Genomic DNA, 25,758 nt, shown 5'->3' with positions numbered 1-25,758 from the left:
TGATTATCGAAATATTTGGATACATTACCGCGGCCGAGTCATTTCAACAGGAGCCCTCTATGAAAACCGGCATTGCCACTGCTGTGATTGCGTTAGTGATGCCAGTTTGCGTCTTTGCGACCACGCTACGGCTTACAACGGATATTGATCTGCTGGTGCTGGACGGAAAAAAAGTGTCCAGTTCCTTGTTGCGCGGTGCGGACAGCATCGAACTTGATAATGGGCCACACCAGCTGGTATTGCGGGTAGAAAAAACCATCGGCCTCGCTAATCATGAACAACGCATGTATATCTCTGCGCCGCTGATTGTCAGCTTTAATACCCAGCGGGTCAGTCAGGTGAACATTACCCTCCCGCGTCTTGAAACCGAAAAAGAGTCGGCGGCCTTTGACGCCTCTCCGCGCCTTGAACTGCTGGACGGGGATTCAATGCCGATTCCGGTAAAACTCGATATTCTGGCGTTAACCTCGTCCCCGAAAGGCACCGATTACGAGGCCGCGACCGAAATCTATAACAAGGCGGGCAAACGCGCTTCCCTTCCACAGTTTGCCACCAGGATGGCCGACGACAGTACGCTGCTGTCCGGTGTCTCAGAGCTGGATGTTATTCCGCCACAGTCCCAGACGCTGACGGAACAGCGTCTTAAATTCTGGTTCCAGCAGGCCGATCCTGAGACCCGGGCGCGTTTTTTACAGTGGGTGAAGCAACAACCTTCATCATAAGCCACATTTTTTTCGCCTTTCTCTTGCAGCGTCAGGCGGTTCCCGTCATCGTGTAGTCAGTTAACCTGATGGATAAGATTATGGAACTGACAACACGCACGCTACCGGAACGCAAACACATTGCTCTGGTTGCGCACGATCACTGTAAACAAATGCTGCTTAACTGGGTTCGCCGCCATCAGCCATTGCTGGAAAAGCATGCTCTCTCAGCGACCGGGACAACCGGTAACCTGATCCACCGCGAAACGGGTCTGGAGGTCAATGCCATGCTGAGCGGCCCGATGGGCGGCGACCAGCAGGTCGGCGCTCAGATTTCTGAAGGGAAAATTGATGTACTGATTTTCTTCTGGGATCCGCTGAATGCGGTTCCGCACGACCCGGATGTCAAAGCCCTGCTGCGTCTGGCAACGGTATGGAATATTCCGGTGGCGACAAACCTGTCGACGGCAGATTTCATCATTGAATCCCCGCACTTCAACTCACCGGTTGAGATCCTGATCCCGGATTATCAGCGCTATCTTTCCGAAAGACTGAAGTAGTTTTTTGCCCGGTGGCGACACGCTTACCGGGCCTGCAATATTACCGCTCCGCTATCCCGTTAAGGCTTCCTCGCCACTGGCACATCAATACTCTTCAGAATATCGACAAACACCGACGGCTCCTCTTTGTTGAACAGCAGCCACACGCGATGACGCGCGCGGGTCATCGCCACGTACAGCAAACGCCGCTCTTCGGCGTCCGGAAAATCTTCCGGGACCGGCAGTAACGCCTGTTCCATTACCGACTCTCGTGCCGGAGCAGGGAAACCATCGCTCCCCTCTTTGAGCCCCATCACTATCACATAGTCGGCCTGCTGTCCTTTGCTGGCGTGGATGGTCATAAAATCGAGCTGCAGCTTCGGCCAGCGGGTCGCGGCTTTTTCCAGCGCCGCAGGCTTAAGATGGTGATAGCGTGCCAGCACCAGAATACGTTCATCCGGCTTCGCATAGCCGCTCAGTTTGTCCAGCAGCGGCTCCAGCTGATCGTCCACCAGCAGGGTAACGGCTTTTTTGTCCCCGGCCCGGAGGCTATTTAGCGGTTTTACCAGCTGATGCGGGTTCTGCTGGATAAAGCGGTTGGCAACTTCACCAATCCGGGAATTGAAGCGGTAGGTGGTATCCAGATCGCTGCGATCGCCTTCGCCAAAATAGTGATGGAATGCAGTCGTCAGGGAGAGCTGTGCCCCGCTGAAGCGATAGATAGCCTGCCAGTCATCGCCCACCGCAAACAGCGAGGTATGTTTATTTTGCGCCCTTAACGCCGAGAGCAGCGCGGCACGTTGCGGCGAGATATCCTGGAATTCATCCACCAGGATATGCTTCCACGGGCTGACAAAACGGCCTTTCTCAAGAATGATAATGGCCTGATGGATCAAACCGGAGAAATCGACGGCATTTTCCTCTTTCAGCGCGGTTTTCCAGGCTTTCAGTATCGGAGCCATCAGCTTAACCCGCTTCGAAAACAGGGCGCGGATCGTCTCCGGCGCGCTTTCAATCATCTCGGCCTGCGATCCGCCGTGCATCCGCATCAGGCTAACCCAGCGGTCGAGGCGAGAGCCCAGGCGACGAGCCAGTTTTTCATCCTGCCAGAAATTGCCTTCCGGTACGTCCCAGTTGAGTTCTTCTTCCAGCCACTGACGCCACCCTTTAGCCTGCGCCTTTTTCTCACTGCACTGCTGACGCCACGTTTTAATGAACAACGCCTGACGCGCCTGCGTGTCGTTTTCCAGCTTGCTGATGGCAGGCACTTTTTTACTGCCCTGCTGAATGATATGCAGCGCCAGGGCATGGAAGGTTCTGGCGGTAATATCCCGGGTATGCAGGCGTTCCTGTATGCGTTCGTCCATCTCCTCGGCCGCCTTACGGCCAAACGCCAGCAACAGTATCTGGTCGGCAACAGCCTCACCCGTTGTCAGTAGCCAACCCGCACGGGCCACCAGCACCGACGTTTTGCCGCTTCCGGCACCCGCCAGCACCAGCAGGGAGTGCTCGCCGTTAACCACGGCGCGCGCCTGTGCAGGGTTAAGCGGTGAAGATTCAACCGTGCTGAAAAAGTCGGCATAACGGGTCAGCATGGCATCTGTCCACGCCTGGTTGTGCGCCAGCCGGCTCTTGTCTGTATCGCCAAGCCAGGCCTGACACTGACGCCAGGCGTCACGGCAATTGTCGAACTCGTCAAGACGCGTCACGGATAACGGCAGTGCCGCCAGCGCCTGCCTAATCTTTTGCTGCAACCCGGCCGTCTGCTGGCGGGTGAGCCACATTTGTTGCTCGTTACTTTGTGCAATATCGTTCAGTACCTGCTGCAGTACCTGAGCGGCAATCACGCTCATATCCTGGCTCCACTGCTGCCAGAGCATATTCAGGTGATGATGGAAGCGCTGGGTCTCAGCCCACTCGGTACCGTGAAGGCGCACGACTTTATCGTCAGGCAGGACAAACTCCAGTTCGCCCCAGACCAACCCGCGTTTACAGTGGATAGCCAGCAGTTGATTAAACGGAATGAGGTATTCGTGGCGTTCTCCGGAGACTTTCACTCCGGCATTAAGGAGGACAACCCTGTCGTAGGGGTGTTGCGCCAGGCGTTTGCCTAATGATGTTGCTTTCAGTTCCATGTCCAGCCGAATCCACGAAGAGATAATTTACCTGACAGTTTAACTGCCAGTTTTAAGGTGCTCCAGCCTAAAAAAACGTTACAATCACTGGGCGTTAATCATATCGAAAGGAACTGAGGGTTTATGCGTACTGTTCTGAATGTTTTGAATTTTGTGTTAGGCGGTTTTGCCACCACTCTTGCCTGGCTTTTTGCCACGCTGGTGAGCATCGTCCTTATTTTTACGCTCCCCCTGACCCGTTCCTGCTGGGAAATCACCAAACTCTCTTTCATCCCGTACGGGAATGAAGCCGTCCACATTGACGAACTGAACCCGGAGAGCAAAAACGCACTGCTGAACACGGGAGGCACGGTCCTCAATATTCTGTGGCTGGTTTTCTTCGGCTGGTGGCTGTGTGTGATGCATATCTTTGCCGGTATTGCCCAGTGCATATCCATTATTGGTATTCCGGTGGGGATCGCGAACTTTAAGATTGCCGCCATCGCGCTTTGGCCAGTCGGGCGCAGGGTCGTTCCGGTAGAAGTGGCACAGGCGGCACGTGAAGCAAACGCGCGTCGTCGTTTTCAGTAAATAAGGACTGGCCGTGCTTATGCTAAGCCCACTGCTTCGCCGTTATACCTGGAACAGCATCTGGCTTTATAACGTCAGAATATTTATCGCACTTTGCGGCACGGTTGCCCTGCCGTGGTGGCTGAATGACGTAAAACTCACCATCCCGCTCACGCTGGGAGTGGTTGCGGGGGCGCTGGCGGATCTGGACGATCGCCTTGCCGGGCGCCTGCGTAATCTTGTGATTACGCTGGTCTGTTTTTTTATCGCGTCAGCCTCCGTGGAGCTGCTCTTCCCCTGGCCCTGGCTGTTTGCCATTGGCCTTACGCTCTCTACCAGCGGGTTTATTTTGCTTGGCGGGCTTGGGCAGCGCTATGCCACTATCGCCTTTGGTGCCCTGCTGATCGCCATTTACACCATGCTGGGTGTTTCCCTTTATGATCAATGGTACCAGCAGCCCATACTGCTGTTGCTGGGGGCCATCTGGTATAACCTGCTGACGTTAACCGGGCATCTTATTTTTCCGGTTCGCCCTCTTCAGGACAATCTTGCCCGCAGCTTTGAGCAACTGGCCCACTATCTTGAGCTAAAATCCCGGCTCTTCGATCCGGATATCGAGGAGGAGAGCCAGTCTCCGCTTTACGATTTGGCTCTGGCCAACGGTCAACTGGTCGCCACGCTTAACCAGACGAAAGCCTCACTGCTTACCCGTCTGCGGGGCGATCGCGGTCAGCGCGGAACGCGAAGAACCTTGCACTACTATTTCGCGGCGCAGGATATTCATGAGCGTGCCAGCTCCTCGCACGTTCAGTATGCTGCCCTGCGCGAGAAGTTCCGCTACAGCGACGTGATGTTCCGCTTCCAGCGCCTGCTGTCGATGCAGTCTCAGGCGTGCCAGCAGCTGGCACGCTCCATTTTGCTGCGTACGCCCTATCAACATGACCCGCGCTTCGAACGCGTATTTAGCCATCTTGATGCGGCGCTCGATCGCGTTCAGGCCAGTGGAACATCGCCGGAACATATTAAAGCACTGGGATTTTTGCTGAATAACCTGCGGGCGATAGATGCTCAGCTGGCTACCATTGAATCCGAGCAGGCGATGGCGCTCCCCGATAAAGATGTGGAGAATCAGCTTGCTGATGACAGCGTGCATAGCTTCAGCGATATGTGGCTGCGACTGAGCCGCAACTTTACGCCGGAATCGGCACTGTTTCGCCATGCGGTGAGGATGTCACTGGTGCTGTGCGTGGGTTATGCCATCATTCAGATAACCGGCTTACATCACGGTTACTGGATCCTGCTGACCAGCCTGTTTGTTTGCCAGCCAAACTATAACGCCACCCGCCACCGCCTTGCGCTACGTATTATTGGTACGCTGGTGGGCGTCGCTATTGGGCTGCCGGTGCTCTATTTCGTGCCCTCTGTCGAAGGCCAGCTGATCCTGATCGTGATCACCGGTGTATTGTTCTTCGCCTTTCGTAATGTGCAGTATGCGCATGCCACAATGTTCATCACGCTGCTGGTGCTACTCTGCTTTAACCTGCTGGGTGAAGGATTTGAAGTGGCCCTGCCCCGCGTGATAGATACGCTGATTGGCTGCGCTATCGCCTGGGCGGCGGTCAGTTTTATCTGGCCGGACTGGCGATTCCGTAATTTACCGCGTGTGGTAGACAGGGCGATGAACGCGAACTGTCGATACCTTGATGCCATCCTTGAGCAGTATCATCAGGGTCGCGATAACCGTCTGGCTTATCGTATCGCACGCCGCGATGCGCATAACTGTGATGCTGAACTGGCTTCGGTGGTCTCTAACATGTCCACGGAGCCTCGCGCCACGGCAGAAATTCGGGAAACGGCTTTCCGCCTGCTCTGTCTGAACCATACCTTCACCAGCTATATTTCGACGCTGGGTGCCCACCGTGAGAAATTGACTCACCCGGCCATCCTCGCCCTGCTGGATGATGCCGTATGCTATGTCGATGACGCGCTTCATCACCGACCAGCCGATGAGCCTCGCGTCCAACACGCGCTGGATGAACTGGCTCAGCGTATTACGCATATTGACCCGGGAAGCGACAGCAAAGCACCGCTGGTTCTTCAGCAGATTGGCCTCCTTATCGCTCTGCTGCCAGAAATTTGCCGACTGCAACTGCAGATCGCTACCTGGAGGAGTGATTCTCCTGTGGCTCAGGCAGCGCATTAAACCACTCCGTTAACTCCCGGCGAATTCCCGCCGGGAGTGCCGCTTCATGAAGTCCGGCGATGGCCCCTTCCAGTGCGAAGAGCACTTTAATGCTGAGCGCTTTATTCTTCGCCCGCATCTTCAGCCAGCTCGCACGGGCCCCCAGCTCCCGCAGCGTCTCTTCATTAGTGATTCCGGCTTCAAAGAGCAGCACTTCAAGCTGAAAGGTGAGATTGGGCAAGTCCTTGAGGCGGTTTCGCCGATCACGCTGCGAACGCTCTTTTCGTGCCGCATTGAGCGCGAACGAGGAGAGCTGAAGCAGCCGTTCTCTGTCCTGCCACAGTCCGTCATCGACACGATAATAATTGAGCAGCACCGGACGACCCCGTTTCATCAGGGTTAAAAATGACGAGGCATTTTTTACACAGTATTTTGCACTTTCCTCACAGGCCCGGAGATACAGTTCCCCATCGGAGACCATAGCGAAGACGGCATCATCTACGGCCAGGGTATACCCCCCGAACAGCGCACGATGGTGGATTTCACCTAAGGGTGAAAGGTATTCCTGGGATTTATAAATCCGTTCATAAGATATCTTTTTCATGATATTTCCCTTCAAAATCATAAAGTAACAACGAAATTTCTTACTAGCGGATCCGTTAGCAGGAAAATAGGCAACTTATCGTCGTTGAGCAAGATGATTTTTCCAGGCGCATCAATAATGAATGAATTTTGCGAGTCGCTTTCCGAAAATGAGGTTGATCTTTATGCATACAGGGGTTACTGTATATCCATACAGTAACTACAGGGCTGGAATGAATATGTACACTTCAGGCTATGCAAATCGCTCAACCTCTCTCTCTTCTTCCGCTGGCAATGTCACGCAGAATTCCACCGGGCGTGTTTCGACAGGGCTTATCAGTGAAGTGGTTTATCGTGAAGACCAGCCCCTGCTCACTCAACTTCTGCTGTTGCCGTTATTACAACAGCTTGGTCAGCAGTCGCGCTGGCAGCTTTGGCTGACGCCTCAACAAAAACTGAGCCGTGAATGGGTGCAGTCCGCGGGTCTCCCGCTGACAAAGGTCATGCAAATTAACCAACTCTCTCCCTGCGATACCGTAGAATCGATGATCCGGGCGTTACGTACGGGGAATTACAGCGTGGTGATTGGATGGTTATCCGACGAATTGACCGATGAGGAACATTTTCGACTGACTGAAGCGGCTGAAGAAGGTAGTGCGATCGGGTTGATCATGCGCCCGGTTCGACCAGATTCTTATCGCAGAGGACAACTTTCTGGCCTAAAAATTCACTCAAATTTGTATCATTGAGGAAAATTAAGATTATTCCTGGAATTTTTTTTGACCACAAGATGCGATTTTAGTTCCAGGCGCCAAAACTGCGGCAAGGCTTGTCTGGTGCGGTTCTCCTTAATTTTATTGCACAAAACTCGTTCGAAAAATGTTAAATAATCGGTATACGGAACTTTTTTTTTCATATGCCTGACGGACTTCACACTTGTAAGTTTTCAGCTACGTTGTAGACTTTACATCGCCAGGGGTGCTCGGCCTAAGCCGAAGATATCGGTAGATTTATATTTGACCACGCCCCCCGGTGAAGGATTTAACCGTGAATCTCTATTGAGACCTTCATGGCGAATTTTGGATGATAACGAGGCGCAAAAAATGAAAAAGACAGCTATCGCGATTGCAGTGGCACTGGCTGGCTTCGCTACCGTAGCGCAGGCCGCTCCGAAAGATAATACCTGGTATGCAGGTGGTAAACTGGGCTGGTCTCAGTTCCATGACACCGGCTGGTACAACAGCAGCCTGAACAACGATGGCCCTACTCACGAGAGCCAGCTTGGTGCAGGTGCGTTCGGTGGCTATCAGGTTAACCCGTATGTTGGTTTTGAAATGGGTTACGACTGGTTAGGTCGTATGCCATACAAAGGCGACAACGTAAACGGCGCTTTTAAAGCTCAGGGCGTACAGCTGACCGCTAAACTGGGTTACCCAGTAACTGACGATCTGGACGTGTACACTCGTCTGGGCGGCATGGTATGGCGCGCTGACTCCAGCAACAGCATCGCTGGCGACGACCATGACACCGGTGTTTCCCCAGTATTCGCTGGTGGCGTTGAGTGGGCTATGACCCGTGATATCGCTACCCGCCTGGAATACCAGTGGGTTAACAACATCGGCGACGGCAACACCGTTGGTGTTCGTCCGGACAACGGCATGCTGAGCGTAGGTGTTTCCTACCGTTTCGGCCAGCAGGAAGATGCAGCGCCAATCGTTGCTCCAGCGCCGGCTCCAGCTCCAGAAGTACAGACCAAGCACTTCACTCTGAAGTCTGACGTTCTGTTCAACTTCAACAAAGCTACCCTGAAACCAGAAGGTCAGCAGGCACTGGATCAGCTGTACACCCAGCTGAGCAACCTGGATCCTAAAGACGGTTCTGTAGTGGTTCTGGGCTTCACCGACCGTATCGGTTCTGACGCTTACAACCAGAAACTGTCTGAGAAACGTGCTCAGTCTGTTGTTGATTACCTGATCTCTAAAGGTATCCCAGCTAACAAGATCTCCCCACGTGGTATGGGCGAAGCTAACCCAGTTACTGGCAACACCTGTGACAACGTTAAAGCTCGCGCTGCACTGATCGACTGCCTGGCTCCAGATCGTCGCGTAGAGATCGAAGTTAAAGGCATCAAAGACGTTGTAACTCAGCCAGCGGCATAAGTTATCGTCTTATAAAAAAACCCCGCATTGCGGGGTTTTTTATTATCTGAATCTGAAGAAAACAAAAATCTATTTCTTACCCAAGAGAGCCTGAAGATCATTCTTCAGCGTCGACATCTGGTTGGCGTACTTCTCTTTATGCTCGGCATCTTCAATCAACTGCACTATCGTTTCTGACAGCGTTTTCCCACGCCGTTGCGCAAGCCCTGCCAGACGTTGCCAGACCATAAACTCCAGGTCGATGGATTTTTTGCGAGTGTGCTGATGCTCCGCATTAAAATGCCGTTTGCGACGCGCACGAATAGTTTGCTTCATCCGGTTTAACAACGCAGGATTAATGTGTTTCTCAATCCAGCCGTTAACTTGTACCGGTTCATTTTCGAGGGTCAGCAAAATATCCACGGCTTCTTGCGCTGCGCTGGCTTCGATGTAGCAGGTGATCAGCTCCCCTTCACGGTGCTTTTTGACCAGGTACTTCCATTTCCAGCCGCTTTCGAGATTTTCCAGTTGTTGATATTTCATTGCGATCTCAGTGTTACCACGTAACTCTGTTCAGAATATCAGTTTTTTGGCAATCTGCTGAAAAGAAATCATATCCTGTGAGTGAATGCAGCCAATCGCCCTGCCGAAATGCCCAATCCTGCTTGGGTAGAGCCCCCCGCTTACGGTATACTCCACGCTTTTACATCTAACTAAAAAACATCAACTTTGACCATTACGAAACTTGCATGGCGTGACCTCGTTCCGGATACCGAGAGCTATCAGGAACTGTTTGCACGACCCGATCTCGCAAAAGAACACGAATTCATCCTTAGCGATACGCAACCCCGTTTGCATTATGCGCTGGAGCAGGTGTTAAGCCCCTGGGCAACATCACCCTTCATGATGCTCAAGGCCCCGGAAGAAGCGGAATATCTGACGCTTCTGGGTGATGCCATGCGCCAGTTGCGACCGCAAGCGAACGCCGTCTTTGGCGGCCAATATCGTATCGCGGGACATGATGTCACATTCGAACCGGCAGAGCAGCCCGACGACCGCTTTGCTGCCAGGGGTGAGGTGATTACCGCTAACTGGGTCGAGGCTGAACAACTCTTTGGTTGTCTGCGCCAGTTTAACGGTGAGCTCTCGCTGCAACCAGGGCTGGTGCACCGCGCCAATGGCGGCGTACTGATCATCTCGTTGCGCACCCTCCTCTCACAACCTCTGCTGTGGATGCGCCTGAAAACGGTGGTTAGCCAGCAGCGTTTTGACTGGGTTGGCTACGACGAGTCTCGTCCCCTGCCTGTCTCAGTTCCTTCAATGCCGCTGTCGCTGACCGTGGTGCTGACGGGTGATCGTGAATCGCTGGCTGACTTCCAGGAGATGGAGCCCGAACTGGCTGAGCAGGCGGTCTACAGCGAATACGAAGATAACATCCAGATTACCGATGCCGATGATATGGCACAGTGGTGCCAGTGGGTGTTGAGCGTTGCGGAACGTTTCGCACTGCCAACGCCGGCCGCCGACGCCTGGCCTGGTTTGATCCGCGAAGCGGTTCGCTACACCGGTGACCAGGAGACGCTGCCGCTCTGCCCGCTCTGGATCGGCAAGCAGTTACGTGAAGTGGGTGTCGTCAGCGGTAACGGCGCATTCACCGGTGAGCAGCTTACCCAGATGCTGGCGCAGCGTGAGTGGCGTGAAGGCTATCTTGCTGACCGTATGCAGGATGAAATTCTGCTGGAACAAATTCTGGTTGAGACCGAAGGCGAACGTATCGGGCAGATCAATGCCCTGTCGGTGATTGAATTCCCCGGCCACCCGCGCGCTTTCGGGGAACCTTCCCGCATCAGTTGCGTTGTGCATGTCGGTGACGGTGAGTTCACTGATATCGAACGCAAAGCCGAGTTGGGCGGCAACATTCACGCTAAAGGCATGATGATCATGCAGGCGTTCCTGATGTCAGAGCTGCAGCTTGAGCAGCAAATCCCCTTCTCCGCCTCGCTGACGTTTGAGCAATCATACAGTGAAGTCGATGGTGATAGCGCCTCTATGGCGGAACTGTGCGCCTTAATCAGCGCTCTGGCAGAAGTGCCAGTTAATCAGAACATCGCGATCACCGGCTCGGTCGATCAGTTTGGTCGTGCGCAGCCAGTGGGTGGTCTGAACGAAAAGATTGAAGGCTTCTTCTCGATTTGTCAGCAGCGTGGGTTAAACGGCAAACAGGGGGTGATTATTCCTGCCCCTAACGCGCGCCATTTGAGCCTCAGCCAGGACATTCTGGATGCCGTGGACCAGGAACAATTCACCATCTGGGCCATCGAAGGCATTGATGATGCACTACCCTTACTGACAAACCTGGTATGGGACGGCGAAGGGCAAACAACCCTGATGCAGACTATCCAGGAGCGCATTGCTCAGGCGACGCAGCAGGATGCTCGTCATCGTTATCCCTGGCCGTTACGCTGGTTAGGCTGGTTTAGTTCAAACTGATCGGACTTGTTCAGCGTACACGTGTTAGCTATCCTGCGTCCTTCACTAAAATAAGGCTTACTGAGAACATGGTAGATAAACGCGAATCCTATACAAAAGAAGACCTTCTTGCCTCTGGTCGCGGTGAACTGTTTGGTGCTAACGGCCCACAGTTACCGGCCCCGAACATGCTGATGATGGACCGTGTCGTGAAAATGACCGAAACCGGCGGCAACTTCGATAAGGGTTACGTAGAAGCAGAACTCGATATCAATCCGGACCTGTGGTTCTTCGGTTGCCACTTTATTGGCGATCCGGTAATGCCTGGGTGTCTGGGTCTGGATGCAATGTGGCAGCTGGTTGGCTTCTATCTGGGCTGGCTGGGTGGTGAAGGTAAAGGCCGTGCGCTGGGTGTGGGCGAAGTGAAATTCACCGGACAGGTTCTGCCTACTGCGAAGAAAGTGACCTATCGTATTCACTTCAAACGCATCGTTAACCGCCGCCTGATTATGGGCCTGGCAGATGGCGAAGTGCTGGTAGACGGTCGTCAGATTTATACCGCAAACGACCTGAAAGTGGGTCTGTTCCAGGACACTTCCGCGTTCTGATTTCGCGTTGAGCGACCCCATAAAGGCGAAACCTCCGCAGTGCGGAGGTTTCTTTTTTTGAAAGAGACGTTATCAGGCTATGAGTGCCCTGTCGCCGATGGCTTCTCGCCAGCCTCCAAGCCATTGTGACCTTTGATTTATCGTCTGATAAGGACACATTTCTTTAGATCGTCCAGCGATGCCGGCCTGATAACCACGTTGATGAGCCCGTTCCAGGCGATCTCGTTTCTGTCTCTTCATGCCTCGTTTCCCTCATTCTTTTGTCTGGTGGAAAGAAAACAGTGTCTGCACAAACTTGCGCAGGCACAGATAACGAATACCCCGAATTAGTCGCAGCGTCAATGTTCAAAATTCATACGGGTGTCATATTTGTGAGCTACCTGGAAGATCATTTGTACAAAAATTGTGACCCGGCACAAGTAACGGTCTGAAGTGAAACTGAAAAAAAAACCGCAATCAGCAACAGGCCGACTGCGGTTTTTACCGATGAATTTTACTTATGGCAGCCGGGAAATCTCCCTGGCGATGCTGGCCGACTCTTGCGCCCACCCCTGGGCCAGCACTTTCACCATTTCATCGTAGCCATCTTTCTGCTGTTTCAGCTCAAGATGGAAAGGACGCTTAATCATCTGGCCCTGATGGTTCAGCAACCACTCTCCGCTAATCACCACCGCACCGTCATAACGGCCATGGAAACCCGTAACCGTGACGTTCAGCGTATCCTGGTCGTTACCCAGCGGCTGCGACGCGACAACCCAACCCGGAAGCTGGCTGCCCAAATTGGCCACCAGCGTGTTGCGCAGCTGCTGATCCAGCGGGCTGGCCCACAGGTTGTTTGTCGCAATCACGTATTTTACGTCGCTGGTCTGGTAGACCACGCCGTTGCCTGCCAGATAATCCGGCACGGCAACCTGCTCAACCCACAGCAGACGGTTTCCCTGACTGGCGGTACTTTGTACCCCGTTTTGCGCTGCAAGAGGCAACTGATAGTAGCTCTTGTTCTCCACGCCTGAACTGCACGCCGTTAACAGCAGAGCGCCAACCATTAATAGCCATTTATTCATTCTTTTGCCCTCTTAGGCTCAGGATCCTTTTTATCTTTCGCTTCGAACACCAGCGCGTTGCTCTTCTCATTGAGCGTTTTCAGAACCGGCTGCAGTTCACGCAAGACCTGATCAAGACGTTGCATATCTGCCACCATCTTGTTGTACGCCGCCGAGCCAGGCTGGAAGCCCTGCATACTGCGGTTAAGCTCACGCAGCGTTTTCTGCATATCCTGCGGCAGCTGCTGCATACTCTGGCTTGCGGTGATCTTGTTGATATTATCCAGCGTGGTTTGCAGGCGACGCATCGTTGCCTGACTTTCGCTGAGCGAACTGGTCGCGGCTTCAATCATCGGATTCAGTGGCAGATTGTTAATCTTATCCAGTGTCTCCATCAGACGCTGCTGGATCTGTGCCAGGCCGCTGCTCACCGTCGGGATGATCTTATAACCACCGAACTCCCGGATACCGGTAATCGGCGGGGCTTTTGGATAGAAGTCCATATCCACATACAGCGCACCGGTCACCAGGTTGCCCGTCTTCAGCGACCCACGCAGACCCCGGTTCATCAGTTCGGTAATATGCGTACCAATATCCTGATTCTCGCCAATCTGGTTGAGCAGACGTTCCGGCTCAATGCGAATCAGTACCGGAATGCGGTAATCGTCATCCAGTACCTGCTGCAGACCCGGTACAAAGAACGGAACTTGCCCCACCGTACCCAGGCGAATGCCGCGGAATTCAACAGGGGCGCCCGGCTGAAGGCCACGGACGGAATCTTTAAAGAACATCAGGAAGTCGATGTGATCGGTATAGAGTGCGTCCTGAATGCTGCGTTGATCGTCAAAAAGCCTGAACGCCGTTTTCTCTGCAACCGGCTGTCCCAAATCTTGCCCTTCCGGCACATCAAAGCTTACACCGCCACCAAACAGCGTGGTCAGGGAGCCCATCTCCACGCGCATTCCCGCTGACGTCAGATCAACCGCGATCCCGCTGTCCTTCCAGAAACGGACGTTGCTGGTGACCAGCCGATCGTTTGGCGCGTTGATGAACAGCTGATAGCTGATGGTGCGCTTTTGCGGATCAAAGGTACTTGTTTCAACCGATCCCACGCGATAACCGCGGAACAGCACGGGATCGCCCGCCGTTAACTGGCCCGCTTTTTTACTGTCCAGGATCACGCGGATGCCTTTCGCATCTGGCGGCGCAAGCGGTGGCGAGTCAAGCAGCTGGTATTGCGCCGGCTGGCTTCCTTTTTTACCCGGCTGCAGTTCAATGTAGGCACCGGAGAGCAGCGTACCTAAGCCGCTGATCCCTTCACGTCCTACCTGCGGCTTGACCACCCAGAAAGCTGAATCACCGTGCAGCAGTTTTTCCATGCCCGCGTTCAGGCGTGCCTTGATTTCCACATGGGTTAAATCGTCGGTCAGGGTTGCGCTTTCAACCACGCCCACATCGACGCTGCGGCTTTTGATGGTCGTTTTACCGCCCTCAATCCCCTCGGCATTGGTGGTGATGAGCGTCACTTCCGGTCCCTGATGGCTGTAATGATAAAACAGGATCCATGCACCGATCAGCGCGGTCACGATGGGGAAAATCCACACCGGCGACCAGTTTTTGACCTTCTGCACTTTCGCCTCTCCACTCTTATTTTCCATGCTCTTACTGTTCCTCATGGCTTGATTCAGGCTCACGATCCCACGATAAACGAGGGTCGAAGGTCATGGCCGCGAACATGGTCATAATAACGACCAGCGCAAACATTAATGCCCCCATCGCGGGATAAATACTCATCAATCCGCCCATCCGCACCAGTGCAGAGAGAACGGCAATAACAAACACATCAATCATTGACCAGCGTCCAACAAACTCGACGACTTCATAAATCAGGTGCATGCGTTCGCTGTCGCGTTTGCCATGGCCTTTCGCATCCCAGCAGAGCCAGGCAATGGCGATCATTTTTAACGTGGGTACCATAATACTGGCAATAAAGATCACCCCCGCAACGGGATAGGAGCCTTCACCCCACAGCAGTATTACCCCGGCAAGGATTGTCGAGGGCATTTTGTCACCGAGCAAATCGGTGATCATAATCGGCAGGATATTGGCCGGCAGGTACAACATGATGGAAGTCACCAGCAGCGCCATTGTCCACTGCAGGCTATTTTTACGTCGCACGTATCCTTTTGTTTCGCAGCGCGGGCACACATCCAGATCGGCTGGCAGCACAGCGGTGCAGCATGGGCAAGAACGAAGCCCCTGACGGATGCCTGGCACCCCCACCTTTACCGTCTGCACCAGCGTCGGTGCCGGCGCGATATCGTCCCACGCCCAGCGTCTGTCCACACACTGGAAGGCGCGCAGTTGCAGCACGCAGTACAGACACCAGGGTACAAAGCTGCTGCCGATACCCACATCGCCATACGCCATCAGTTTGACGAAACTGACCAGGATACCTGCCAGAAAGATTTCGGCCATGCCCCAGCTTTTTAACTGGAACAGGATACGCGCGAGCCAGATTTTAAGTGCGAGGGGCATCGCGACGCGGTTCACCAGCAACAGAATGACGACCAGACAAAAAGCCGGGACGATCTGTACGAACAGGAGGAAAAAGGTGCCGAGGCTGGCATAGTCTTCCGAGAACATAACCCCCGGAATTTCAAGCAAATCGACCTGGCTGGTCATCCCTCCCACCTTCATATAAATGAAGGGGAAGAGATTGGAAAGCAGCAGCATGAACAACGCCGCCAGCGCATAAGCAGTGGGACGCTGCCTTGGTGCGTCCCACTCGGTTGTCAACGTCGTACCGCAACGGGGACACAGGGCTTTATGTCCGTGACCAAGCTCTGGCAACGCCACGAGCATATCGCATTGAGAGCATAATATATGCCTGTCGGCATGGTGCTGGTCACACATATTGTATCCCTGTTTATGCGCCGTTCTTCAGAGACTCAAGGTACTCCCAGCGCTCAAATGCTTCTTCCAGGGCTTTTTCAGCCGCGGACAGTTCTGCCAGTACTTTTTGAGTATAGTCATGCGATTGGGTAAAGAATGACGCATCAGCGACCTGCGCCTGCAGATCTTCAAGTGCGGCTTCCAGCTCTTCAAGACGCTGAGGGAGTCCTTCCAGTTCGCGCTGCAGGTTATAGCTTAGTTTAACCGAGGTTTTCTTGACAGTTTCTGCTTTTGTTACAGCAGGTTCGGAACTGGTTCTGGATTTAGCCTGTTTTAGCGCCTGAGACTGCGACTGCTGTCCTTTCGCATCGTGATAGCCGCCCACATACTGTCCGATTCGCCCTTCACCTTCGAAGATCCAGCACTCGGTCACGGTGTTATCGACGAACTGACGGTCGTGGCTTACCAGCATCACGGTTCCCTGATAGCCGTCGATCAGCTCTTCCAGCAGTTCGAGCGTTTCCACGTCCAGGTCGTTTGTTGGTTCATCGAGGATCAGCAGGTTACTTGGCTTCAGGAACAGACGTGCCAGCAGCAGACGATTTCGCTCACCGCCTGACAACGCGCGTACCGGCGTCAGCGCGCGTTTCGGATGGAACAGGAAGTCCTGCAGGTAGCCCAGCACATGGCGCGGCTTACCGTTAACCATCACCTCTTGTTTACCTTCCGCCAGGTTATCCATCACCGTTCTGTCCGGATCCAGCTCCGCACGGTGCTGGTCGAAGTAAGCCACTTCGAGCTTAGTCCCGCAGTGAATGCGGCCGCTGTCAGGCTTCAGCTGATCCAGCATCAGCTTCAACAGCGTGGTTTTACCGCAGCCATTCGGCCCGATCAGCGCGATTTTATCCCCACGCTGAACCTGTGCGGAGAAGTCTTTCACCAGCACTTTGCCATCAACCTGATAGTTGACGTTTTCCATTTCGAAGACAATTTTGCCGGAACGGGAGGCCTCTTCAACCTGCATTCTGGCGCTGCCCATCACTTCGCGGCGCTCGCTGCGTTCACGACGCATCGCTTTCAGCGCGCGAACGCGGCCTTCATTACGGGTACGACGAGCTTTGATGCCCTGACGGATCCAGACCTCTTCCTGCGCCAGCTTGCGGTCGAATTCAGCGTTCTGCAACTCTTCCACACGCAGGTTTTCTTCTTTCTCCAGCAGATAGGTATCGTAATCGCCAGGGTAGGTCACCAGCTTGCCGCGATCGAGATCGACAATACGCGTGGCCATATTGCGGATAAACGAACGGTCGTGGGAGATGAAGATAATGGTCCCGTTGAAGGTTTTGAGGAACCCTTCCAGCCAGTCTATCGCTTCGATATCCAGGTGGTTCGTCGGTTCATCCAGCAGCAGCACTTTCGGCCCGCTGACCAGCGCGCGGCCAAGCGCAGCCTTACGCAGCCAGCCGCCAGAAAGCGCCGACAGCTCCATGTCCGGTTCCAGTCCGAGCTGTGCCAGCACTTCATTGATGCGGTTTTCGAGCTGCCACAGGCCGTGGTGATCGAGCATCTCCTGCACTTTCGCCAGTTCGTTAAGATTCTTGTCGCTCGGGTCGGTCATCACCAGGTGTGAAATCTCGTGATAACGCTTCAGGTATTCAGCCTGCTCAGAGATACCTTCGGCAACAAAATCGTAAACGCTGCCGGTCACGTGACGCGGCGGATCCTGCTGCAGGCGAGAGACGATAAGATCCTGCTCGTAAACAATACGCCCGTCGTCCAGGCCCTGTTCGCGGTTGAGGATTTTCATCAGCGTGGATTTACCCGCGCCGTTACGGCCGACCAGACAGACGCGCTCGTTGTCCTCGATGTGCAGTTCTGCATTGTCGAGAAGCGGCGAGTCGCTGAAAGAGAGCCACGCGCCGTGCATACTAATTAAAGACATGTATTATTCCTTTCAGACCGCGGAGATCAACCAGCAGTTATGGATCTGACGATTACGGGCAAAGTCCTGGGACAGCGTTTTTTGGCTAATTTCTTGTGCTTTCAGTCCCAGAGCAGCCAGCCCCTCATGATCCATGCGGAAGCCGCGTTTGTTATTCGAGAACATAATGGTACCGCCCTTACGCAGCAGGCGTTTCAGGTCGGTCATCAGGCGCAGGTGATCGCGTTGAACGTCAAAGCTATCTTCCATACGCTTGGAGTTAGAGAACGTTGGGGGATCGATGAAGATCAGATCAAATTGTTCGTCCGTTTCGCGTAGCCAGCCCAGCACGTCAGCCTGCATCAGACGATGCTGACGACCGGTGAGACCGTTCAGTCGCAGGTTACGTTCTGCCCATTCCAGGTAAGTACGGGACATATCCACCGTGGTGGTACTGCGCGCGCCGCCAAGGCCAGCATGCACGCTGGCGCTGCCGGTATAGGAGAACAAGTTCAGGAAGTCTTTACCCTTGCTCATCTGGCCCAGCATGCGGCGGGCGATACGGTGGTCAAGGAACAGACCGGTATCCAGATAATCGGTCAGGTTAACCCACAGGCGCGCGTTGTATTCGCCCACCTCGATAAAGTCACCCTTCTCACCCATTTTCTGATACTGATTTTTCCCTTTCTGACGCTCACGGGTTTTCAGCACCAGTTTGTTAGGCGCAATGCCCAGCACCGAAATTGTTGCCGCAATCACGTCCAGCATACGCTGACGCGCTTTTTGTGCATCAATCGTTTTTGGCGGCGCATATTCCTGCACCACAACCCAGTCAGCGTAACGGTCAACCGCCACGTTGTACTCCGGCAGATCGGCATCATACAGGCGATAACATTCGATACCTTCCTGTTTCGCCCATTTTTCGAATTTCTTCAGATTCTTACGCAGGCGGTTAGCGTAATCTTCCGCCACACCCGATGGTTTACTGTCCGCCGCTTTCTCGGCCAGATGGTAGTTTTTCTGCACGCAGTCCAGCGGGCCGTTTTTCGCCTTAAACTGGCGTTCGGCACGCAGTTGCAGACAGCTCAGCAGTTCTGGCGAGGCGCTAAACAGCGACAGGTTCCAGCCGCCAAAGTCATTTTTCATATTACGGCCCAGCAGGCTGTGCAGGGCAATCAGCGCCGGTTCGCTATCAAGACGCTCGCCGTAAGGCGGGTTGCTGATAACGGTACCGTATGGGCCTTTTGGCAGCGGATTGGTCAGGTTCGCCACGTCTTTCACTTCGAAGGTGACCAGCTCGCCGATACCGGCACGGCGGGCGTTGCTGCGCGCACGCTCAATGACGCGTGAGTCGCTGTCAGAGCCGTAGAAATGGGAGGTGTACTCCGCCAGACCTTTACGTGCACGGGTCTGCGCTTCGTCTTTGACCTCTTTCCACAGCGCCTCATCGTGCTGCGCCCAGCCGCCGAACCCCCAATGGCCGCGGTGCAGGCCCGGTGCGCGGTCGGTGGCCAGCATAGCGGCCTCAATCAGCAGCGTACCGGAGCCACACATCGGGTCGAGCAGCGGTGTGCCTGGCTGCCAGCCGGAACGCATCACGATGGCGGCGGCGAGAGTCTCTTTGATGGGCGCCATACCGGTACGATCGCGATAACCACGCAGGTGCAGACCCGCGCCGCTCAGATCCAGAGAGATACTGGCGGTGTCGCCGTTGAGCCAGACGTTGATCCGCAGATCGGGATTTTCACGATCGACGTTTGGGCGTTCCTTATTTTTACGCGTGAAGCAGTCCACAATGGCGTCTTTAACGCGCAGGGCACCATACTGGCTGTTGCGGATCTCATCGTTCACGCCATTAAAGTGCACGGCAAAGGTGGCATTCGGGGAGAAGATCTCTGTCCAGTCGATCATCTGTACGCCGGTATAGAGGTCAAGGTCGCTGTAAACCTTGCACTCTTTCATCGGCAGCATGATGCGTGATGCCAGACGGCTCCACATCAGGCTCTGGTAAATAAGCCGTGTGTCGCCCTCAAAATGGACACCACCCTGAACCACCTGGCACTCTTGCGCACCCAGGGTTTCCAGTTCAGTTTTTAACAGCTCTTCCAGCCCACGGGCCGTACTGGCAAACAGAGAATTCATATCGTCACTTTTACTCTTAGAAAATTGTCGCGCATTATAGCTAATATGACGTGTATGTCATAAAGTTGAAGGCTTATTTTCATTCGAGGGGCTGTGCAGTGGCGACGTTATCCAGGCTTTTTATTCATCCGGTGAAATCCATGCGCGGGATCGGCGTTTCACACGCGCTGGCCGACATGAGCGGATTTGCCTTCGATCGTATCTTTATGGTCACCGAACCTGACGGTACGTTCATTACCGCACGCCAGTTCCCACAAATGGTTCGCTTTACCCCTTCCCCGCTTTATGACGGTTTGCATCTCACCGCGCCGGATGGCTCCAGCGTGGTGATCCGCTTTGCTGATTTTGCGCCTGTCGAAGCGCCAACGGAAGTGTGGGGCAATCATTTTACCGCGCGCATCGCCCCGGATGACATTAACCGCTGGCTGAGCGGCTTCTTCTCCCGGGATGTGCAGCTGCGCTGGGTCGGCCCGGCGCTGACGCGGCGCGTTAAGCGCCACGAGGCGGTCCCGCTCTCATTCGCGGACGGCTTCCCCTTCCTGCTGACTAACGACGCCTCCCTGCGCGACCTGCAGCGTCGCTGTAAAGCCAGCGTCCAGATGGAGCAGTTTCGTCCCAACCTGGTTGTTACAGGCGCTGACGCCTGGGAAGAGGATACCTGGAAGGTGATCCGTATCGGCAGCGTGGTATTTGATATCGTGAAGCCTTGCAGCCGCTGTATCTTTACCACCGTCAGTCCCGAAAAAGGCCAGAAACACCCTTCCGGCGAGCCGTTAAAAACCCTGCAGTCATTCCGCACAGCGCAGGACAATGGCGATGTGGATTTCGGCCAGAACCTCATTCCGCGCTCAAGCGGCGTCATCCGCGTGGGCGACGAAGTCGAAATTCTCGCCCGTGGGCCCGCAAGAGTGTATGGCGCAGGTCAGGAAGAAGAGTTCGTCGACGTTGAGACGCCAGCCAGCTCGCCCGTAGACATTCACTGGCAGGGCACCGTTATCCGCGGCAACAATCAGCAGGTTTTACTTGAACAGCTGGAACAAGCGGGGATCCGCGTACCTTACTCCTGCCGGGCAGGCATCTGTGGGTGCTGTCGAATCAAGCTGGTCGAAGGGGAAGTCAGCGCGCTGAAAAAATCCGCGATTGGCGATGATGGTACAATTCTGTGCTGCAGCTGTATTCCGAAAACGTCGGTACAGCTGGAAGCTTAAACGGCCTGCTCGAGGCTGAAAGCGTCTACGCGTTGCTGCGGTTTCAGCCTGTCATTCATTACCTTAATGGCATCCCCCAGTTGCATCGTCCGCCCGGCAATGGTCACACCGGGCTGGGCCAGCAGACAGAGTGCGGCATTTTCGCCAGGCTCAACCACCAGCAGGCTCACCTCTTCAGCGGTATCGCTCAGGTTTACACTCGCCGCATCACCGGTGGCGGGGGCCCAGTTCATGCTGTGCGCTAAAAAATGCCAGCTTTTCGGCATTTGCGGTTTCAGGAATCGAATAGCCACTAACGCGTTTAATACCAGTTCGGCACGCTGCTCTTTAGAAAGCACCAGGTCGCGGCATTTTTCTTCAAAGGAGAAATAAAGCGCAGCGTCGTCAACACAAAAGCCTGACGGGGAGAAGGCATCCGGGGTTAACATTCGGCGAGCAAAACGGGAACGAAACAACATACCATTGGCTAAATCGAGCATCATGCGATCATGCTCGTCACAAAAATACCAGCGCCAGTTATCGTCAGGTTTAATTCGCATGTTTCTCTCCCGTCCCCAAACTTCCTGTACTAAAAATGTCCTGTTTGCCGCTTCGTTTATAACACCATTAATAAAAGACTATAATGACTAAATAAGCAACAATGACGGAATATAAAACAACCAGGGCTGGAAATAAAGCCCTGGTTGTCTGATAAAGAGAAAAGATTAGATATGAGTAACGATTTCTTTAATCAGCTGCGGTCCTTTAAAAATAAAACCGGAATAGATTTGCACCAGTGAGGCACCCGCCGCCATCTTCTCGCGAGCCGCAATCACGGAGTCGATACCACCGACGCCAATAATCGGCAGTCGTCCTTTTAATTCTGCTGACAGGGCACGAATAATTTCTGTGCTTTTTAATTGTACCGGACGTCCACTTAACCCACCCACTTCGTCACAGTTTTTCATTCCCTGAACGAGCGAGCGATCGAGTGTGGTATTGGTCGCAATCACCCCGTCAATATTATGGCGAACTAAACTGTCGGCAACCTGGATCAATTCTTCAGCAGAAAGATCCGGTGCGATCTTAACCGCGACCGGAACATATTTATGGTGGATCGCCTGGAGCTCATTTTGTTTATTTTTAATGGCACTCAGAAGATCGTCCAGTGCTTCGCCATATTGTAAAGAGCGCAGACCCGGGGTATTTGGTGAGGAAATATTCACCGCAATATACCCCGCGTAGGCATAGACTTTTTCCATACAAATCAGATAGTCATCTTTACCCTGCTCTACCGGCGTGTCTTTATTTTTGCCAATATTGATGCCCAATACACCATCAAAATGGGCTTTTTTTACGTTCTCAACAAGGTGATCAACGCCGAGGTTATTAAAGCCCATGCGGTTGATCAGCCCTTCGGCTTCGACCAGGCGGAACAGACGCGGCTTATCATTACCTGGCTGCGGACGCGGCGTGACGGTACCGATTTCGATGGAGCCAAAGCCCATCGCGCCCAGGGCATCAATGCACTCACCATTTTTATCCAGACCCGCCGCGAGACCCAGCGGATTTTTAAAGGTCAGGCCCATGCATTGCACAGGTTTTTCCGGCACGTTTTGATGCACCAGTGCGGCCAGCGGCGTTCCGGTAATACGACGTAACTGCTGGAATGTAAATTCATGAGCGCGCTCAGGGTCGAGCTGGAAAAGGGCTTTACGAACGAAGGGGTAGTACATGAACTCTCCTGGATTCCCGGTGTGCAAACCGGGAGGGGATTATGTGCGATCCGACCCGGAAAGGGAATTGACCTGTGGCAAAAAAAACACCGTTAGACGCAATCGTTTACCTCGCAGCCCCGTTCTTATGCGCTTTTTCGCATTTTAATTGCAGATAAATCATTTAGTGGAATAACCGGGCAGTGTCACACTCCTGAAAATTGTTATGAATGTTAGATAAAAGCAAACAATTAGTTATAAGGAGCATGCATGCGCGTCATAACCCTGGCCGGAAGTCCACGATTCCCCTCTCGCTCCAGCGCACTGCTGGAATATGCCCGTGAAAAGCTCAATGCTCTGGATGTGGAAGTATGCCACTGGAATCTGCATAACTTCGACCCCGAGGATCTGCTCTACGCCCGTTTTGACAGTCCGGCGCTGCAAACGCTGACTGAACAGCTTAAAGGGGCTGATGGCTTAATCGTGGCGACGCCTATCTATAAAGCTTCGTTTTCCGGGGCCCTGAAAACCCTGCTCGATCTGCTGCCTGAACGTGCGCTGGACGGCAAAGTAGTCCTGCCACTGGCAACGGGCGGCACGGTGGCCCATTTACTGGCGGTGGATTATGCCCTCAAGCCGGTACTCAATGCGCTAAAAGCGCAGGAGATCCTCCACGGCGTCTTTGCCGACGACTCGCAGGTTATCGATTATCAACACAAGCCTCACTTCACGCCGAATCTGCAAACCCGTCTAGACAGCGCCCTGGAAACCTTCTGGCATGCCCTGCACCGCAGAGATATCCACGCCCCGGCGTTTAACCAATCACAGGGAGTCGCTCATGTTTAAAAGATTAACCCGTCTCGGACTGGCCGGGCTGTTGGCGCTCACGTCGCTGGCCCACGCGGCAGAGACGGCGCCTGAACATTTACGCATCGGCTATCAGAAAGGTAGCGTCAGTATGGTGCTGGCCAAAAGCCATCAGCTTCTGGAAAAACGCTTCCCGAAGACCACATTCTCCTGGATTGAGTTCCCTGCTGGCCCGCAAATGCTGGAAGCCCTGAATGTCGGAAGCATCGACCTCGGCAGCACCGGGGATATTCCGCCAATATTCGCGCAGGCGGCGGGGGCCGACCTGGTTTATGTCGGCGTTGAGCCCGCCAAGCCGAAGGCTGAGGTCATTCTGGTCCCTGAAAATAGCACCATTAAGACGGTCGCCGATCTCAAAGGCCACAAGGTTGCATTCCAGAAAGGCTCAAGCTCGCATAACCTGCTGCTGCGGGCCCTGCAGGAGGCGGGGCTTAAATTCACCGACATTCAACCCGTCTATTTGACGCCGGCTGATGCTCGCGCCGCTTTCCAGCAGGGCAATGTCGACGCGTGGGCTATCTGGGATCCCTACTACTCCGCAGCTTTACTGCAGGGTGGCGTGCGGGTATTAAAAGATGGCACCACGCTGAAACAAACCGGCTCGTTCTACCTCGCCGCGCGCCCGTATGCGGAAAAGAATGGCGCTTTTATTCAGGATGTTCTTAACACCTTTACTCAGGCGGATGCGCTAACGCAAAGCCAACGTCAGGAGAGCATTACCCTGCTGGCGAAAACCATGGGCTTACCTGAGCCGGTGATCGCGAGCTATCTCGATCACCGTCCACAGACCACCATTACCCCGGTGGACGCACACGTCGCTGCGCTGCAGCAGCAAACCGCAGATCTCTTCTATCAAAATCGGCTTGTTCCAAAACAGGTGAATATTCGCGAACGCATCTGGCAACCCGCAGGCAAAGAAGGAACCAAATCATGAGTCTGAATCTTTTCTGGTTTTTACCCACCCACGGTGATGGACACTATCTTGGCACAGAAGAGGGTTCACGCCCGGTTGACCACGGCTATCTGCAGCAGATTGCGCAGGCAGCCGACCGAATCGGTTTTACCGGCGTACTGATCCCCACCGGACGCTCGTGCGAGGATGCGTGGCTGGTAGCCGCATCGATGATCCCCGTGACCCAACGCCTGAAGTTCCTCGTAGCACTCCGCCCGAGCGTGGTCTCCCCGACCGTCGCGGCGCGCCAGGCGGCAACGCTCGACAGGCTCTCTAACGGCCGGGCCCTGTTTAACCTGGTCACCGGAAGCGATCCGCAGGAGCTGGAGGGTGACGGCGTGTTCCTCGATCACACCGAACGCTATGAAGCGTCCGCCGAGTTCACCCGCGTCTGGCGACGTCTGCTGGAGGGGGAAACCGTCACCTTCGAAGGTAAACATATTCACGTTCGCGACGCCAGGCTCTACTTCCCGCCGGTGCAGCAGCCGCGCCCTCCTCTTTACTTCGGCGGCTCATCAGATGTGGCGCAGGATCTGGCGGCTGAACAGGTTGATCTCTACCTCACCTGGGGTGAGCCGCCCGAGCTGGTCAAAGAGAAAATTGCCCAGGTGCGCGCCAAAGCGGCAGCGCATGGTCGCAAGGTGCGCTTTGGTATTCGCCTGCATGTGATTGTGCGTGAAACCAATGAAGAAGCCTGGCAGGCGGCCGACCGGCTGATCGCGCATCTGGATGATGAGACTATCGCTAAAGCTCAGGCGGCGTTTGCGAAAACCGACTCCGTCGGCCAGCACAGAATGGCGTCATTGCACAACGGTAAGCGCGAGAATCTGGAGATCAGCCCGAACCTGTGGGCGGGCGTCGGCCTGGTGCGCGGCGGTGCGGGTACCGCGCTGGTCGGCGACGGACCAACTGTGGCTGCGCGGATCAATGAATACGCGGACCTGGGTATCGACAGTTTTATCCTCTCCGGTTATCCGCACCTGGAAGAGGCCTACAAAGTGGGCGAGCTGTTATTCCCGCATCTGGATGTCGCCATCCCGGACGTACCGCAGCCCCGCCAGCTCCAGCTTCAGGGCGAAGCCGTGGCTAACGAGTTTATCCCGCGAAGAGCCGCACAAAGCTAAGGAGTTGCC

The 25,758-nt window shown here is 54.3% G+C and carries 23 protein-coding genes; 12 read left to right on the top strand and 11 right to left on the bottom strand.

Annotated elements, in window-relative coordinates:
- The first annotated feature begins 59 nt into the window (after positions 1-59).
- Together L462_RS19685 and mgsA are read left to right on the top strand one after the other, a co-directional pair.
- On the top strand, positions 60-722 hold the full coding sequence (locus L462_RS19685; RefSeq protein WP_032679662.1) for a curli synthesis inhibitor: 663 nt from the start codon (positions 60-62) through the stop codon (positions 720-722).
- 80 nt (positions 723-802) lie between these two features.
- Positions 803-1,261 carry a methylglyoxal synthase gene (mgsA, locus tag L462_RS19690; RefSeq protein WP_020884788.1) on the top strand — a complete coding sequence of 153 codons (459 nt, stop codon included), beginning with the start codon at positions 803-805 and terminating at the stop codon, positions 1,259-1,261.
- A 59-nt stretch (positions 1,262-1,320) separates the two neighbouring features.
- Here mgsA and helD read toward each other — a convergent pair whose 3' ends face one another.
- Positions 1,321-3,375 (bottom strand): DNA helicase IV, encoded by a 2,055-nt coding sequence (gene helD / locus L462_RS19695; protein WP_032677818.1) that lies wholly within the window; start codon positions 3,373-3,375, stop codon positions 1,321-1,323.
- Between the two features lie 123 nt (positions 3,376-3,498).
- Between helD and L462_RS19700 the strand changes: the two genes are divergently transcribed.
- Together L462_RS19700 and yccS are read left to right on the top strand one after the other, a co-directional pair.
- Positions 3,499-3,945 carry a YccF domain-containing protein gene (locus L462_RS19700; RefSeq protein WP_014169434.1) on the top strand — a complete coding sequence of 149 codons (447 nt, stop codon included), beginning with the start codon at positions 3,499-3,501 and terminating at the stop codon, positions 3,943-3,945.
- A 19-nt stretch (positions 3,946-3,964) separates the two neighbouring features.
- A complete protein-coding gene (gene yccS / locus L462_RS19705) occupies positions 3,965-6,127 on the top strand; it encodes a YccS family putative transporter (protein ID WP_020884791.1) in 2,163 nt (720 codons plus the stop codon).
- Here the strand turns inward: yccS and L462_RS19710 are convergent.
- Positions 6,084-6,710, bottom strand: coding sequence for a TfoX/Sxy family DNA transformation protein (locus tag L462_RS19710; protein ID WP_032677817.1), 627 nt, complete (start codon positions 6,708-6,710; stop codon positions 6,084-6,086). The genes yccS and L462_RS19710 overlap by 44 nt on opposite strands.
- A gap of 217 nt (positions 6,711-6,927) precedes the next feature.
- Between L462_RS19710 and sulA the strand changes: the two genes are divergently transcribed.
- Both sulA and ompA read left to right on the top strand, forming a co-directional pair.
- Positions 6,928-7,437: an SOS-induced cell division inhibitor SulA gene (gene sulA / locus L462_RS19715; RefSeq protein WP_032677816.1), complete on the top strand. Its 510-nt coding sequence runs from the start codon at positions 6,928-6,930 to the stop codon at positions 7,435-7,437.
- A gap of 354 nt (positions 7,438-7,791) precedes the next feature.
- Positions 7,792-8,847 carry a porin OmpA gene (ompA, locus tag L462_RS19720; protein ID WP_020884794.1) on the top strand — a complete coding sequence of 352 codons (1,056 nt, stop codon included), beginning with the start codon at positions 7,792-7,794 and terminating at the stop codon, positions 8,845-8,847.
- 69 nt (positions 8,848-8,916) lie between these two features.
- On the opposite strand, the gene matP is transcribed toward ompA, so the two are convergent.
- Positions 8,917-9,369 carry a macrodomain Ter protein MatP gene (gene matP / locus L462_RS19725; RefSeq protein WP_014169429.1) on the bottom strand — a complete coding sequence of 151 codons (453 nt, stop codon included), beginning with the start codon at positions 9,367-9,369 and terminating at the stop codon, positions 8,917-8,919.
- Between the two features lie 186 nt (positions 9,370-9,555).
- On the opposite strand from matP, the gene L462_RS19730 reads away from it, so the two are divergent.
- The gene (locus tag L462_RS19730) at positions 9,556-11,316 is read left to right on the top strand and encodes an AAA family ATPase (protein WP_032677815.1); all 1,761 of its coding nucleotides are present in this window, start codon (positions 9,556-9,558) and stop codon (positions 11,314-11,316) included.
- Between the two features lie 68 nt (positions 11,317-11,384).
- The gene (gene fabA, locus L462_RS19735; RefSeq protein ID WP_014169427.1) at positions 11,385-11,903 is read left to right on the top strand and encodes a bifunctional 3-hydroxydecanoyl-ACP dehydratase/trans-2-decenoyl-ACP isomerase; all 519 of its coding nucleotides are present in this window, start codon (positions 11,385-11,387) and stop codon (positions 11,901-11,903) included.
- Between the two features lie 72 nt (positions 11,904-11,975).
- On the opposite strand, the gene rmf is transcribed toward fabA, so the two are convergent.
- From rmf to rlmKL, 6 genes are all read right to left on the bottom strand, one after another.
- Positions 11,976-12,143: a ribosome modulation factor gene (gene rmf / locus L462_RS0123305; protein ID WP_013097261.1), complete on the bottom strand. Its 168-nt coding sequence runs from the start codon at positions 12,141-12,143 to the stop codon at positions 11,976-11,978.
- 257 nt (positions 12,144-12,400) lie between these two features.
- Complete coding sequence (gene pqiC / locus L462_RS19740) at positions 12,401-12,967, bottom strand: membrane integrity-associated transporter subunit PqiC (protein WP_025204538.1); 567 nt, start codon at positions 12,965-12,967, stop codon at positions 12,401-12,403.
- A complete protein-coding gene (gene pqiB / locus L462_RS19745) occupies positions 12,964-14,604 on the bottom strand; it encodes an intermembrane transport protein PqiB (protein WP_020884796.1) in 1,641 nt (546 codons plus the stop codon). Before pqiB ends, pqiC begins: the two co-directional genes overlap by 4 nt.
- 4 nt (positions 14,605-14,608) lie before the next feature.
- Positions 14,609-15,862 carry a membrane integrity-associated transporter subunit PqiA gene (gene pqiA / locus L462_RS19750; protein WP_020884797.1) on the bottom strand — a complete coding sequence of 418 codons (1,254 nt, stop codon included), beginning with the start codon at positions 15,860-15,862 and terminating at the stop codon, positions 14,609-14,611.
- A gap of 13 nt (positions 15,863-15,875) precedes the next feature.
- On the bottom strand, positions 15,876-17,783 hold the full coding sequence (locus L462_RS19755) for an ABC transporter ATP-binding protein (protein WP_014169423.1): 1,908 nt from the start codon (positions 17,781-17,783) through the stop codon (positions 15,876-15,878).
- A 12-nt stretch (positions 17,784-17,795) separates the two neighbouring features.
- Entirely contained in the window at positions 17,796-19,904 is a 2,109-nt protein-coding gene (rlmKL, locus tag L462_RS19760) for a bifunctional 23S rRNA (guanine(2069)-N(7))-methyltransferase RlmK/23S rRNA (guanine(2445)-N(2))-methyltransferase RlmL (RefSeq protein ID WP_032677814.1), read from the bottom strand.
- Positions 19,905-20,002: 98 nt separating this feature from the next.
- On the opposite strand from rlmKL, the gene L462_RS19765 reads away from it, so the two are divergent.
- Positions 20,003-21,112: a YcbX family protein gene (locus L462_RS19765; protein WP_032677813.1), complete on the top strand. Its 1,110-nt coding sequence runs from the start codon at positions 20,003-20,005 to the stop codon at positions 21,110-21,112.
- On the opposite strand, the gene zapC is transcribed toward L462_RS19765, so the two are convergent.
- Together zapC and pyrD are read right to left on the bottom strand one after the other, a co-directional pair.
- The gene (zapC, locus tag L462_RS19770; protein ID WP_032677812.1) at positions 21,109-21,651 is read right to left on the bottom strand and encodes a cell division protein ZapC; all 543 of its coding nucleotides are present in this window, start codon (positions 21,649-21,651) and stop codon (positions 21,109-21,111) included. The genes L462_RS19765 and zapC overlap by 4 nt on opposite strands.
- A 165-nt stretch (positions 21,652-21,816) precedes the next feature.
- The gene (gene pyrD / locus L462_RS19775; RefSeq protein WP_032677811.1) at positions 21,817-22,827 is read right to left on the bottom strand and encodes a quinone-dependent dihydroorotate dehydrogenase; all 1,011 of its coding nucleotides are present in this window, start codon (positions 22,825-22,827) and stop codon (positions 21,817-21,819) included.
- A 249-nt stretch (positions 22,828-23,076) separates the two neighbouring features.
- Here pyrD and ssuE point away from each other — a divergent pair, with 249 nt between their 5' ends.
- The 3 genes from ssuE to ssuD are packed head-to-tail and all read left to right on the top strand — an operon-like array spanning position 23,077 to position 25,749.
- Positions 23,077-23,652, top strand: a complete 576-nt coding sequence (ssuE, locus tag L462_RS19780; protein WP_032677810.1) for an NADPH-dependent FMN reductase — start codon at positions 23,077-23,079, stop codon at positions 23,650-23,652.
- The gene (locus tag L462_RS19785) at positions 23,645-24,607 is read left to right on the top strand and encodes a sulfonate ABC transporter substrate-binding protein (protein ID WP_020884802.1); all 963 of its coding nucleotides are present in this window, start codon (positions 23,645-23,647) and stop codon (positions 24,605-24,607) included. Before ssuE ends, L462_RS19785 begins: the two co-directional genes overlap by 8 nt.
- Complete coding sequence (ssuD, locus tag L462_RS19790; protein WP_032677809.1) at positions 24,604-25,749, top strand: FMNH2-dependent alkanesulfonate monooxygenase; 1,146 nt, start codon at positions 24,604-24,606, stop codon at positions 25,747-25,749. Before L462_RS19785 ends, ssuD begins: the two co-directional genes overlap by 4 nt.
- The last annotated feature ends 9 nt before the right edge of the window (positions 25,750-25,758 follow it).

Origin of the sequence: Enterobacter sp. BIDMC 26 (genome assembly GCF_000534435.1) — a bacterium.
In the GTDB taxonomy this organism is placed as follows: domain Bacteria; phylum Pseudomonadota; class Gammaproteobacteria; order Enterobacterales; family Enterobacteriaceae; genus Enterobacter; species Enterobacter ludwigii.
The sequence above is the reverse complement of the archived record's forward strand: the minus strand, read 5'-3'. Positions and strand labels throughout refer to the sequence as shown.